Consider the following 15022-nt stretch of genomic DNA (forward strand, 5'->3'; position numbering starts at 1 on the left):
CTCATCAGCGGGCGGTCGTGGCCTGCCGCAGTTCGGCGCGCAGCCGCGAGAGGGTGGCCTCGGGCCGGGACACCACCAGTTCCAGCGCCCGTATCCACTGCCGTACCAGCACCCCCATCACCTCGTTGCCGACGCGTTCCGGCGAGTACAGCCACAGGCCGCGCAGCTCACCGCCGTACTCGCGCATCATCAGGTACAGATCGGCCACCGAAGGCCGCATCTCGGTGATCAGCTCGGGGAACACCCGGTTCGCGCCGCCGTCCCCGACGGTCATCTGCAGTGGCGAGACCTCGAGCCCCGGCATGCTCAGCGTGCTGCCGGGCGCGTTGACCAGGTTGAACAACACTCGGAACGGGTCGTTGCCCGTGCGGGTGTGCTCGTGCAGCAGTGCCCGCATCGAAACGTCCTGGTGCGCGTAGGCCTCCAGCGAACCGTCCCGGACCTGGTCCAGCAACTCGCGGAAGGTCAGCTCGTCCGGCAGTTCCGAGCGCAGCAGCACCGGGTTGATGAAGAAGCCGATCATCCGCGCCACCTCCGGCCGCTCCCGGCCGGCCAGCGGGAAGGCCACGGCCACATCCTCGCTGCCGGTGTAGGTGGACAGCAGCAGCTTGTACGCCGCCATCAGCAGCATGAACAGCGTGACGCCCTCCCGCTGCGCGGTGTCCTTGACCGCGGCGGTGAGCTCCTCGCCCAGCACGAAACCCTGCGTGTACCCGGCGGGCCCGGTGCCGAGCTGGTGCTGCGGTGCGGTGAACTCCAGCGGCGCGGGCAGCGGCAACAGCCTGTTCCGCCAGTACTCGGTGTGCTCATCGAACGCACCCGTCGCCTGCTGTTCCCGTTGCCAGGCCGCGTAGTCCGGGTAGTGCAGCTCCAGCTCCGGCAGGTCCGGCTCGTTGCCGTCCAGATACGCGGCGTACAGCTCGCTCAGCTCGGCGTAGAGCACCCCGTAGGACCACTGGTCGACCACGATGTGGTGGGTGTCCAACACCAGCACGTGCTCCCGTGGCGCCAGTGCGACCAGGATGCCGCGGACGACGCCTTCGGTGATCCGGAACGGCCGGTCCGCCTCGTCCTCGATGATCCGGCGCAGCTGGTCCGGCCGCTTCGCCTCGTCCTGCGTGCTGAGGTCGACCTTCTCCAGTGGCCAGTGGCCGTGCGGGTCGACCACCTGCACGGTGGTCCCCTCCCGCTCCACGATCCGGGTACGCAGCGCCTCGTGCCTGCGCACCAGCTCGTCCAGGCTGCGCCGCAGCACCGCCTCGTCCAGCTCGCCGTGCAGCACGGTCGCCGTGATCACGTTGTGGTGCGGGTCGTTCCGGCCGACCGGCTGGTGCAGGATGTCCTCCTGGGAGAAGGAAAGCGGAACCCCGCCGCGCCGGTCCAGCTCAGCGAAGGCCCGCACCGGGGCGGTCTCTCCCGTGCGGCGCCGCGCGGCCTCGGCTGGCCGCTCGCGATGCCGCCGCTCCAGCGCGGTCGGCACCTCGGCATCGGCGAGGCAGCCGACGACCGACCGCAGCGCGGTGAACCAGGCCTGCGCCAGTTCGCGTACCTCGGCCTCCGCCAGCAGCGCCCCCGCCCAGGTCCAGTGCGCCACCAGCCGGGGCCCACCAGGGCCGTCCTGGGTGACCGCGTTGACCTCGATCGGGTGCGCCAGCGGCAGTTCCTCGTCGCCGTGCCCCATCGCCTGCTCCGGGTCGGTGGCAACCGGCGTCCACGGGGCCGCGTCCCCGGGCGCGGCGAGGCGGCCCAGGTAGTTGAAGGCCACCTCGGGGGCCGGCAGTTCCGCGAGGGTGGACGCGGTCTCGGGGTTGAGGTAGCGCAGCATGCCGTAGCCGAGGCCGTCGTCAGGGATCGCCCGCAGCTCCGCGCCGATCCGGTCCACCGCCAGCGCCAGCTCGGTCGCGGACTCCTCCGCCCGCCCCGGATCCAGCCGCACCGGGTACATACCGGTGAACCAGCCGACCGTGCGGGAGAGGTCCACCCCTGCGGCCAGGTGCTCATGCCTGCCGTGGCTTTCCACATCGACCACCACCGGGCCGTCCGGCCCACCGCGGGCACGGCGCCAGCGGGTCAGCGCGATCCCGAAGGCGGCGAGCAGCACCTCCTGGATACCCGCGCGGAACGCGCCGGGCGCCTGCCCCAGCAGGGCCGCGGTGTCCTCGGCAGGCAGGGTGAACGCCAGCCGCCCTGCCGCGCCGCTCACATCCCTTGCCGCGTCCAGTTCCCCGGCGACCAGCGGCGGGGTCGGGCGCAGGATGTCCTGCCACACCGGAAGTTCCGCCGTCCGGCGCGAGCGTTGCGCCTCGGCGGTGAGCAGTTCGGACCAGCGCCGCACCGAGGTGCCGACCGGGGCGAGCCGCGGTGGTTCGCCCGCGGCGACCGCCTCCCAGGCGGCGTGCAGGTCCGGCACCAGGATCCGCCAGGACACCCCGTCCACCACCAGGTGGTGCAGCACCAGCAGGATCCGGCCTGCCGCCCCTGCGCCGCGGTCGAACCACACGGCCTGGCACATCACCCCGGCGGCGGGGTCCAGCCGGGCGGGCGCCGCGGCCGACTCCGCCGCGACGAGCGCGTCCAGCCCGGACTCGTCCAGCCCGCTCGCGTCCACCCGCCGCAGGCAGTCCTGCGCCCGCACGGTGCCCGCCGGTTCCGCATGCAGGGACCACTCCCCGGCAGGGTCCACCACCAGCCGCGAGCGCAGGGCATCGTGCCGGTCGAGGACCGCCTGCAGGGTGGCGGTCAGCCGGTCCAGATCGGCCTCGGCGGGCGTGCTGAGCACGGCCGACTGGCTGAACCCGGACATCCGGCCGCCCAGCCCGCGCAGCCATTCCATGATCGGGGTCGGCTCGATCCGGCCGGTGCCGACGTCCTCGGCCATCGGGGCGGCATCCCCGGCGGTGGCCACCTCGGCAAGGCCGGCCACCGTCTGCCGCACGAACAGGTCGCGGGCGGTGATCACCACACCGGCCGTCCTGGCCTTGGCCACCACCTGGATCGCCTGGATGCTGTCGCCGCCGATATCGAAGAAGCTGTCGTCGATACCCACCTCAGGCAACCCCAACACCTCAGCAAACGCCCCACACAACACCCGCTCCACCACACCACGCGGACCACGCGACCCCACCACACCCGCAAAATCCGGCGCAGGCAACGCCCGCCGATCCAACTTCCCATTCCCCGTCAACGGCAACCCATCCAACACCACCACCGCAGCCGGAACCATATAACCCGGCACACACTCACCCACAAAACCCCGCACCACCACCGGATCCAACTCCACCCCAACCTCACCCACCACATACCCCACCAAACACCGCTCCCCCCGCACATCCTCACGCACCACCACCACAGCCTGAGCCACCCCAGGACACCGCCCCAACACCACCTCAACCTCACCCGGCTCAATCCGAAAACCCCGCACCTTCACCTGATCATCAACCCGACCCAAAAACTCCAACACCCCACCATCCCGCCACCGCACCACATCCCCCGTCCGATACAACCGCGAACCCACCCCAAACGGATCCGCCACAAACCGCTCCGCCGTCAACCCCACACGACCCAAATACCCCCGCGCCAAACACACACCCGACACATACAACTCACCCGCAACACCCACCGGAACCGGCCGCAACCCACCATCCAACACATACACCCTGGTGTTCACCACCGGGCCGCCCGCGGGTGGCGGGCCGTCTCCGGTCAGCGGCTCGCTGAGCGTCGCGCACACGGTGGTCTCGGTCGGACCGTAGGCGTTGATCATCCGCCGGTCGGCGGACCAGCGGGCGGCCAGCTCGGCCGGGCAGGCTTCACCGGCCACCACCAGGCTGGTCCCTTCCGGCAGCCCGCCATCGGGCATGGCTGCCAGCACACTGGGCGGCAGGGTCACGTTGGTGATCCCGTACTCGGCACAGGCCTGCACCAGCGGCTCACCGGGCAGCAGCCGTTCCTTGGGCAGGACCACTAGTGCCGACCCGGACAGCAGAGCGTCGCAGCGCTCCGCGATCGAGGCGTCAAAGCTCGGCGAGGCGAACTGCAGCAGCCTGCCCCCTGGGGAGTCCAGGCCGAACCGTGGCACCTGGGCGGCGACCAGCCCGGCGATACCGCTGTGCGTCACCACGACACCCTTGGGTTTCCCGGTGGAGCCGGAGGTATAGATGACGTACGCGGGGTGCTCCAGCCGCAGCGGCCGCAGCCGGTCGGCATCGGTTGGCGCGGTGTCCGGATGACCTGCCAGCTCGGCCAGCACCGCCGGATCGTCCAGCCGCAGCGACTCGGCAGCGCAGGCGGGCATGTCGCCCACGGTGGCGTGGTCGGTGAGCAGCAGCACCGGTTGCGCATCGCCGACCACGAACTCCAGGCGCTGCGCCGGGTAGTCCGGATCCAGTGGCAGGTAGGCCGCACCGGCCTTGGCGATCGCCAGCATCGCCACCACCGACTGGGTGGAGCGCGGCAGGCCGACCGCGACGAACCGCTCCGGACCGGCGCCGCGGGCGATCAGCAGATGCGCGAGCCGGTTGGCCGCGGCGTTCAGCTGTACATAGCTGAACCGCTCGTCCTCGCCGATCAGCGCCGGCTCGTGCGGGGTGCGCGCAACCTGCACCTCGAACAGGTCCGGCAGGCAGGCCCTCGGCACCTCCCTCGCGGTGTCGTTCCACTCGGTGAGGATTCGCTCGCGCTCCGCCGGCTCCAGCAGATCCACCGCGCCGATGGAGCGGTCCGGCTCGGCGGCCACCTCCGCCAGCATCCGGCCGAGGCGCCGCTGGATGGCGCGCACGGTGCCGGGGTCGAAGACATCGGTGTTGTACTCGATGCCGCCCTCGATACCGTCCGCGGTCTCGGTGAGCGAGAAGACCAGGTCCATCCGCGCGGCCCCGGTCTCCGGCACCAGCGGCTCGGCCCGTACCCCTGGCAGTTCCAGCGCCGCGTCCGGGGTGTTCTGCCACGCCAGCATCACCTGGCACAGCGGGTGGTGCGCCATGGACCGGGCAGGTTTGAGCGCGTCCACCAGCGCCTCGAAGGACACGTCCTGGTTGGCGAAGGCGTCCAGGCTGCGGTCGCGCACCCTGGTCAGCAGCTCGCGGAAGCTCGGCATGCCGGAGGTGTCCACCCGCAGCACCAGGGTGTTGGTGAAGTACCCGACGAGCTCCTCGGTGGCCTGGTCGGTGCGGCCGGCGATGGCCGCACCGATCGGCACGTCCTCCCCGGCGCCCAGCCTGGAAAGCAACGCCGCCAGCGCGGCGTTGACCACCATGAACATGCTGGCGTCGCAGGAACGGGCCAGCCGGGCCAGCCCATCGCGCAACTCGGCGTCCCAGCCGAAGGTAACCAGTCCGCCCTGGTGCGAGGACTCCGGCGGATGCGGGCGGTCGGTGGGCAGCGCGATCCGTTCCGGGATCCCCTCCAGCGCCTTGCGCCAGTAGGAGACCTGCTGCGACCACAGGCTGCCGGGATCGTCCTGGTCGCCGAGCAGCTCCCGCTGCCACAGGGTGTAGTCGGCGTACTGCACGGGCAGCGGCTCCCAGTCCGGGGCCTCGCCTGCGCGGCGCCGCATGTAGGCCTCGGCCAGCTCGCGCCCCAGCGGGGCGAGGGACCAGCCGTCCGCCGCGATGTGGTGCACCACCACGGTCAGTACGTGATCCCGCGGGCCGATGGCGAGCACGCCCGCCCGCAGGGGTGGCTCGGTGGCGAGGTCGAAGGGATGCCGGACGGCGGCGTTCAGTGCCTCATCCAGCCGCTCCGGTTCGACCGGGACCACCGGCAGTTCGGGGCGCGCCTGCTCCGGGGAGAGGATGTGCTGGCGCGGGGTGCCTTCGGTGTCCGGGAAGACGGTGCGCAGGGTCTCGTGCCGGGAGACCACATCGGACAGTGCGGCGTGCAGTGCCTCGGTGTCCAGTGTTCCGGTGAGCCGCACGGCCATCGGGATGTTGTAGGTGGGCGCCGGACCCTCCATCTGGTACAGCAGCCACAACCGCTGCTGCTGGAAGGACAGCGGCAGGTCCGCGGGCCGGTCCATCGGGCGCAGCGGCGGGCGGGCCGCCCCCGCCCGTTCCAGCTGCCTGGCCAGCGCTTCCGGGGTCGGGGCCTGGAAGAGCGTCCGGATGTGCAGTTCGGTGTCGAACTCGGCGCGCAGCCGGGAGATCAACCGGGTCGCCAGCAGGGAATGCCCACCGAGGTCGAAGAAGCTGTCGTCGATACCCACCTCAGGCAACCCCAACACCTCAGCAAACGCCCCACACAACACCCGCTCCACCACACCACGCGGACCACGCGACCCCACCACACCCGCAAAATCCGGCGCAGGCAACGCCCGCCGATCCAACTTCCCATTCCCCGTCAACGGCAACCCATCCAACACCACCACCGCAGCCGGAACCATATAACCCGGCACACACTCACCCACAAAACCCCGCACCACCACCGGATCCAACTCCACCCCAACCTCACCCACCACATACCCCACCAAACACCGCTCCCCCCGCACATCCTCACGCACCACCACCACAGCCTGAGCCACCCCAGGACACCGCCCCAACACCACCTCAACCTCACCCGGCTCAATCCGAAAACCCCGCACCTTCACCTGATCATCAACCCGACCCAAAAACTCCAACACCCCACCATCCCGCCACCGCACCACATCCCCCGTCCGATACAACCGCGAACCCACCCCAAACGGATCCGCCACAAACCGCTCCGCCGTCAACCCCACACGACCCAAATACCCCCGCGCCAAACACACACCCGACACATACAACTCACCCGCAACACCCACCGGAACCGGCCGCAACCCACCATCCAACACATAGGCCGTGGAATTGTCGATCGGCCCGCCGATCGGCGCCGTGGCAGGCCATTCCCGCTGGCGCTCGGGCATCGGGTAGCCGGTGACAACATGGGTCTCGCTGGGGCCGTAGTGGTTGAACAGCCTGCGCGGTACGTCCCCCGCGAACAGCGCGCGCACGTCCTTGTCCAGGGTGAGCGCCTCACCGGCCTGCGCGACCACCCGCAGGTCCGGCAGGTCGAGGCCCTGCTCCACGGCCGCCTCGGCGACGGCCTGCAGCACCAGGTTGGGCGCGTACAGCTCACCGATCCGGTTCCGCCGCAGCCAGTGCGCGAAGGCGGTGGGATCCCTGCGGGTCTCGGCGTCCAGTATCACCAGCGTCTTGCCGGACGTCAGGGTGGACAGGATCTCCTGCACGGACACGTCGAAGCCGACCGCGGTGAACTGCGCGACCCGGGTGCCGGCCTCGCCGCCGACCGCGGACTCGTGCCAGGACAGCAGGTTCAGCACGGCGGCCACGGTCATCACCACGCCCTTGGGGCGGCCGGTGGACCCGGAGGTGTAGATCACGTACGAGGGGTTGGCGCCGGCCGGATCCGCGGTCCGCTCCCCCGGCCTGAGCGGTGCGCCGTCCAGCCCGGCCAGCTCCGCGCGGGTCTCCCCGGCGTCCAACCGAGCCAGCGGAACGCCCTCCGGTTCGGGCCGGTCAGCCCAGGTGGCCGAGTCGGTCAGCACCAGCAGGGGCGCGGCGTCAGAGAGCATGAAGGACACCCGCTCCGCCGGGTGCTCCTGGTCGATCGGCAGGTAGGCCGCGCCCACCTTGAGCACGGCCAGCATGGCCACGATGAGGTCGGTGTGGCGCGGGAGCAGCACGCCGACGGTGCTTTCCGGCCCGGCTCCGCGAGCGATCAGGTACCGGGCCAGCCGGTTGGTCGCCTCGTCCAGCTCGGCGTAGCTGAGCTCGGCGTTCTCGGCGACCACCGCGGTGGCCGCGGGGTCGACGGCCACACTGTCGGCGAACATCGCGGGCAGCGACTCGTGGCGCGGGGCGCGGGCGGTGTCGTTCCACCCGGTCAGCACCTGCGCGCGTTCCTCATCGCCGAGCATGGGGGCGGCGGCGACCGGCCGGTCCGGGTCCGCGAGCAGGCCGTCCACCAGGGTCGCCAGATGCCGCGACATCCGTTCGATGGTGGCAGCCTCGAACAGGTCGCTGTTGTAGTCGAACCAGCCACTCAGCCCGTCCGGACGGTCGAAGACCTGCAGCTCGAGGTCGAACCGGGCGCTGGAGCTCTCCGCGTCCATGATCTCCAGCCGCAGCCCGCCCGCGTCGAACTCGGGCATCGGGATGTTCTGGAAGATGAAGGACACCTGGAAGATCGGGGTCCGGGAGAGGTCGCGCTCCGGCTGCAGTTCCTCCACCAGCCGCTCGAACGGGATCTCCTGGTGCGCGAAGGCACCGAGGGCGGACTGCCGGACCCGGCCCAGCAGTTCGCGGAAGGAAGGATCACCGGAAAGGTCGGTGCGCACGGCAAGGGTGTTCACGAAGAACCCGATCAACCGCTCCACCTCGGGCCTGCCGCGCCCGGCGACCGGCACCCCGACCACCAGGTCCTCGGACCGGCTGTAACGGTGCAGCAGCACCTGGAAGGCGGCCAGCACCGTCATGAACGGGGTGGCCCCCTCCCGCTTGCTCAGCTCCCGAACCCGGTCCATCACCTCGGCGGGCAGCCGGAACGGGGCGGAGGCGCCGTTGGTGGTCTGCACGGCGGGACGGGGTCGGTCGGTGGGCAGGTCCAGTGCGGGCGGCGCGCCGTCCAGTGCCTCCCGCCAGTACTCCAGGTCGCCTGCGAGCGCGTCACCGGCGAGCCTTTCCCGTTGCCAGGCCGCGTAGTCCGCGTACTGGATCGGCAGCTCCGGCAGCCGCGGCTGCTCGCCGTCGATGTAGGCGCCGTAGAGCGCGATCAGCTCCTCGAAGAACACCGAGGTGGACCACAGGTCGCCGATGATGTGGTGGATGGTGAGCAGCAGCACGTGCTCCTCGGCGGAAAGCCGGAGGAACTTCACCCGCAGCAGCGGGCCGGTGCTCAGGTCGAAGGGGCGGGCGAACTCGGCACGCGCCAGCTCCCGGATGCCCTGCTCGCCGTCCGGACCGCGCAGGTGCTCGCAGTCCAGCACGCTGAACTCGGGATCGAGGCGCTCGTGTACCAGCTGCACCGGCTCCCCATCGGACTCGCCGAAGGTGGTGCGCAGGCTCTCGTGCCGTCGCGCGATCTCGTTGATGCTGCGCTGCCAGACCCGCACGTCCAGCGGGCCGCGCACGCGCAGGGCGCCCGGCACGTTGTAGGCAGGGCTTTCCGGGGTCATCTGGTCCAGGAACCACAGGCGTTGCTGGGAGAACGAGGTGGCGAACCGGCGCGGCCCCTGCGGCCGCTGCTTCTTCCGGCCCAGCTTCTCGGCCAGCAGCGCCCGCTTCTCCGCCGCCGACAAGTTACTCAGGTCGGTGCTCATTTACTCGGCATCCCTCTGTTCGTCATCCCTCTGCTCGTCGTCCTGCTCGCCCTCGGCGGCGAGCAGTTCCCGCAGGCTTGCTTCCACTTCCTCATCCGAGAGGCCAGCCAGCTCGTCGTCGTCCTGCGCGCCGGGCTCGTCGCGGCGCAGTGCCTGGATGGTGTCCTCCGCCGCAGCCGTGCCCGCCGCCAGCAGCGTCACGGTGTTGGCGACCGTCGGGGTGTCGAAGAACCGGGGCAGGTCGAGCTCCATGCCGAACCGGGCCTTGACCTTGGTGCCGATCTGCACCGCTGCCAGCGAATGCCCGCCCAGTGCGAAGAAGTCGTCGTGCAGGCCGACCTGGTCGATGCCGAGCACCTCCTGCCAGATCGCGGCCACCGCAAGTTCCTCTTCGGTCTCCGGGGCCACGTACGGGGTGTCCAGCTCGGGCCGCGGGTGCGTGCCTCCGGGCGGGGCCAGCCCGGCCACCTCCCGTTCCAGCAGTTCCGGGGTGATCGAGGCGGCCAGCCGCCGCATCGCGGTGAACTCCCGTGCCGACACCACCACGTGCTCCGGCAGCTCGGGCGCGGACAGCACTCTGGTGAAGGCCGCCCTGCCCTGCCGAGGGCTCATCCCCGCGCTCAGCTCGGCCAGGACGCCGGTGCCCGCGGCCTCGCCAGCCCCGGCCTCGGCCAGCGCGGCCCCGCGTTGCACCTGGGCCAGCAGGCCGTCCACGTCGTGCACCCGCTTGATGGTGAACTCGGTGATCCGCACCAGCAGCCTGCCCCGCGGGTCCAGCAGCTCGATATCGCAGGTGACCGTCTCGCCGCCGGCCTCGCCGGGTTCGGCCAGCGTGATGGCACAGTGGACGGTGCTGGTCAGCGGGTGCGCGATGGTCAGGCTGCGGTAGGTGAACGGCAGGTAGTAGACGTCCTGGCGCAGGTGCAGCCTGGCCGCACCGCCCGCGAGGTCGAGCAGGGCGGGATGCAGGGTGTAGTCGGCAAGGTCGGCGTGGAAGGCCTCGTCCAGCCGCAGGGTGGCGAGCAGCCGGTGCGGGCCGGCCTGGATCCGCTCCAGTGCCCGCCAGCGCGGGCCGAAGGAGAAGTCCAGGGTGCCGTCCTCCCCGGACCGCTCCAGCGGCAGCCGGGCCCGGATGGCCTCGGTGGTGTCCAGCACCTCGGTGGCCGCGCAGTCGCGCAGCACCTGATCCAGGTCCCGCACCGTGTCCGCACCGCGGTCGCGCACGTACACCGAGCCGGTGGTGTGGTCCTGCCAGCCGGACTCACCCGCGCGGCTGCGCACGGTGAACTCGATCCGGTCGGCGCGTTCGGTGAGGGTGAGGTACACGGTGGCGCGCTGCCCGTCCGGCACCACCACGGGCTGCAGGAACAGCACGTCGCGCAGCTCGATCTCGCGGTCGCCAGCCTGCTCGGCCACGGCGGCACGGATCAGCTCGAGGTAGGCGGTGCCGGGCACCAGGCCGTGCCCCATGATCCGGTGGTCGTCCACGATCCAGCTGTCGGCCGTGCTGAAGGTGGCGGCGTAGGTCCGGGAGTCCGGCTCGGTGCGGACCAGTCGCAGCAGCGGATGCCCGGTCGCCTCCCCTTCGGACTCGCCGCCGAGCCTGCTCGCCAGCCCCGCGGCCATCCCGGTCTCCTGCCAGGTGTCCCAGCCCACCGAGACCACGTCCGCCCCGGTGTCCCTGCGCTTGTGCTGGGCGAAGGCGTCCAGGAAGGCGTTCGCGGCGGCGTAGTCGCTCTGCCCCGGCCCGCCGAGCACGGCGGTCACCGAGGAACACAGCAGCAGGAAGTCCAGGTCCTCGGCGGGGCACAGCTCGTCCAGCAGCAGCGTGCCGTACGTCTTGGCGGCCAGCACCCGGTCGGCCTCCTCGGCCGTCTTGGTGGCGATCAGGCCCTGGGAGGGCGCGCCGGCGGCGTGCACGACGCCGTCCGGACAGCCGTGGGTGTCCCGCAGCCCGCGCAGCGCGGCGGCGAGTTGCCCGCGGTCGGTCACATCCGCCCGCAGCACCAGCACCTTGGCGCCGAGCGCGCGCAGCTCCCGGATCCGGCGTACCCGGCTGCCGAGTTCGCCGCCGTCCTCGGCCGGCCAGTCGTCCCAGCTGTCCGGTTCGGGGAACTCCGAGCGTCCCAGCAGGGCCAGTACCGGGTTCCTGGCCTCGGCGGCGATCTGCTCGGCCAGTGCCAGACCCACCCCGCCGAGACCGCCGGTGATCAGGTAGATCCCGCCGTCCCGCAGCCTGCCGCCAGCCTCGGCGGCAGGCAGCGGTGCCGGGTCGAACTCCCTGGTCCACCACTGCCTGCCGCGCAGCGCGAGAGAGCGTTGCGCGGGTTCGGTGGTGCGCAGCATGGTGTGCACCGCGGTGAGGGTGGCCTCGTCCGGGGAGTGCGGATCGGCGTCCAGGTCCAGCAGGCGGCACTCGAGCCCGGCCACCTCCTGCGGGAGCACCGTGCAGATCCCGGACAGCAGCGCGTGCTCAGGGCGCAGCCGCTCCACGCCGGTCACCTCGTGCACGCCCCGGCTCAGCACGTCGATCCACAGGTCCAGGCCGGTACCGGCGTCCCCGGCGCCCTGCGCCAGCGCCAGCACGCTGTCGAACCCGCCGCGGCGGGCCTGCTGCAACTCCTCGCCGGTGAGCCGCTCGGCCGCGGCGCCGCCAAGGCTCCACAGATGCAGCACCCGCACCTCGGAGACCGCCCCTACCTCCTCGGAGTCCACAGTGGACAGCAGCTCGGCGTAGTGTTCCCTGCGGGCGGGGTCCAGCCGCCAGGCCCGCTCGCCGTCCTTGGCGAACTCCTCCCCCGCGGCGACCCGGACCACCGTGGCGCCCGCGTCCTCCAGCCGCTGCGCGAGCCTGCTGCCGAGGCCGAGTTCGGTGCCCAGCACGATCCACCGGGTGCCGGATACGTCCTCGGGCCGCCCACCGCCCCGCGGCAGGCGTTTCCAGCCCGGGGTGTAGCAGACCTCAGTGGTCTCGGTCGCCTCGGTGGACTCGGTGGCCCCGGTGCCGCGCCGGGGACCGGGGCCGGTGGCGTCCTCGTCCGGGTCGACCCAGTAGCGCTGGCGCTGGAAGGCGTAGCCGGGCAGCCGCAGCACCCGGTGCCGGTCCGCGGGGTAGCGGGCCGCCCAGTCCACCGGCACCCCCGCGCTCCACAGCGCGCCGAGGCCGCGCAGCAGGTAGGCGCTGTCGGTGACCTGTTCCTTGGGGTGCCGCAGCGAACCGGCCACGGTGCGGTCCGCGCCGCACTGCCGGTGCCCGCGCACGAAGTTGCCAAGGGTGTGCCCCGGGCCGACCTCCAGCAGCACCAGCTCGGGATCGGTCAGCAGTTCCGCGGCCGCGTCGGCGAACCGCACCGGCCGCCGCAGGTGCTCGCCCCAGTACCCGGGATCGGTTGCCTGCTCCGCGGTGATCCAGGTTCCGGTCACGTTGGAGCAGAACGGGATCTCCGGTGGGTTCAGCCGGACGCCGCGGACCTCGTCCACGAACGGGCGGACCGCGCCGTCCATGCTCGGCGAGTGGAAGGCATGCGAGGTGTGCAGCCTGCGGCAGGCGATCCCGGCCTCCGCCAGCCTGCCGGCGAGGCCGTCCACAGCCTCGGCGGGGCCGGAGACCACGCTCAGCCCGGTGGAGTTGACCGCGGCCAGGCTGAGTTCGCCGTCCAGCCAGCCGGTGACCTCGGACTCGGGCAGGAACACGGTGAGCATGGCGCCCGGCGGCATGGCCTGCACCAGCCTGCCGCGCGCGGCCACCAGCCGGACCGCGTCCGGCAGGAAGAACACCCCGGCGAGGCAGGCGGCGACGAACTCGCCGATGCTGTGCCCCGCCATCGCCCTTGGCCGCACGCCCCAGGCGGCCCACATCCTGGCCAGCGCGTACTCGACCGCGAAGAGCGCGGGCTGGGTGATCGCGGTCTGCTCCAGCCGGGTCGCGGCCTCCTCGGTGGTGCCGGGTTCGGCGAACAGCAGCGGGCGCAGGTCCTGCCCGAGGTGCTCGGTGAACAGCTCGGCGCAGCGGTCCAGTTCGGCGGTGAACTCCGGCTCGCTGCCGTAGAGGCCGCGGGCCATGTCCACGTACTGGGCGCCCTGCCCTGGGAACAGGAAGGCCACCGGCGCCTCGCCCTCGGCCGCGGTCACCGCCGCTGCCTCGGTCAGCCCGCGCAGCCCGGCCACCGCCTCGGCGCGGTCCCCGGCCACCACCGCGGCCCGCAGCTCCAGCGCGGACCGGCGGCGGGCCAGGGTGAAGGCGGTATCGCCGAGATCGGTATCCGGCCCGGCCTCCAGGTGGTCGGCCAGCCGCCGCGCGTTCGCGGCCAGTGCCGCGGGGGTACGCGCGGACAGCAGCAGCACCTGCTCGGCCGCACGGTCCGGCTCGCCATCGGGTTCGCGGGGTGCGGGCGCCTCCTCGAGGACGGCGTGCGCGTTGGTGCCGCCGATGCCGAAGGAGCTCACCCCGGCCCGGCGCGGGCCGCCACCGGTCCGTGGCCACGGCCGCAGCTCCGCACAGACGTAGAACGGGCTGGTGTCCAGCTCCAGCTGCGGGTTCGGGGTGGTGTAGTGCAGCGAGGGCGGGATCTCCCCGTGCTTGAGCACGAGCGCGGCCTTGATCAGCGCGGTGACCCCGGCGGCGGCGTCCAGGTGGCCGATGTTGCTCTTCACCGAGCCGATGGCGCAGTAGCCGGTCTCCGCGGTGTGCTCGCGGAACGCCCTGGTCAGCGCGGCCACCTCGATAGGGTCGCCGAGCGCGGTGCCGGTGCCGTGCGTCTCGACGTAGCCGATCCCCGCAGCGTCCACATCGGACACAGCGAGCGCCTCGGAGATCACCCCGGCCTGGCCGGTCACGCTGGGGGCGGTGTAGCCGGCCTTGAGGGCGCCGTCGTTGTTGATCGCGGAGCCGCGGATGACGGCGTCCACCACGTCCCCGCCGTCCCGCGCGTCGGCGAGCCTGCGCAGCACGACCACCCCGGCGCCGTTGCTCGCGACGGTGCCGCCCGCGGCCGCGTCGAAGGGGCGGCAGTGCCCGTCGGCGGACAGGATGCCGCCCTGCTCGTAGACATACCCGTCGCGCAGCGGCACGGTGACCGAGACCCCACCGGCCAGCGCGATATCGCATTCCCCGTTCAGCAGGCTCTGGCAGGCAAGGTGCACCGCGGTGAGCGAGGTGGAGCAGGCCGTCTGCACGGTCATCGCCGGGCCCTGCAGGTCCAGCTTGTAGGCCACCCTGGTGGCCAGGAAGTCCTTGTCCCCTGCCAACAGGGTCTGATATGCGCCGGTGGCCTCGAAGGCCCGCCGGTTGGCCATCACGTTGTAGATCATGTACGTGTTCAGCGTGGCGCCCGCGAACACGCCGATCCGCCCGGTGAAGGTACGCGGATCGCAGCCGGCGGACTCCAGCGCCTCCCACGCGCATTCCAGGAACACCCGGTGCTGCGGGTCGATGATCTCCGCCTCGCGCGGGCTGTAGCCGAAGAAGCTCGCGTCGAAGAGGTCGGCATCGGTCAGCACCCCCTTGGCGCGCACGTAGTCCTTGCGCTCCAGCAGGTCCGGCCGCACCCCCGACTCGCTCAGCTCCTCGGTGGTGTGCTCGGAGATGCCCTCGCGGCCCTGCCGCAGGTTCTCCCAGAACGCACCGATGTCACCGGCGCCGGGGAAACGCCCGGACATGCCGATGATCGCCACCTGATCCAGGTCCTGCGCCTCGTCCGGCCGGGTGGTCTCCGTCGTGTCCGTCATCGC

At 71.8% G+C, this 15022-nt stretch carries 2 protein-coding genes; both read right to left on the bottom strand.

Annotated elements, in window-relative coordinates:
- Positions 1 to 4: 4 nt before the first annotated feature.
- Positions 5 to 9292: an amino acid adenylation domain-containing protein gene (locus KOI47_RS21510; protein WP_216206426.1), complete on the bottom strand. Its 9288-nt coding sequence runs from the start codon at positions 9290 to 9292 to the stop codon at positions 5 to 7.
- Positions 9293 to 15019 (bottom strand): type I polyketide synthase, encoded by a 5727-nt coding sequence (locus KOI47_RS21515; protein WP_216206429.1) that lies wholly within the window; start codon positions 15017 to 15019, stop codon positions 9293 to 9295. It lies immediately after the preceding gene.
- Positions 15020 to 15022: the final 3 nt, after the last annotated feature.

Source organism: Amycolatopsis aidingensis, assembly GCF_018885265.1.
Lineage (GTDB): Bacteria > Actinomycetota > Actinomycetes > Mycobacteriales > Pseudonocardiaceae > Amycolatopsis > Amycolatopsis aidingensis.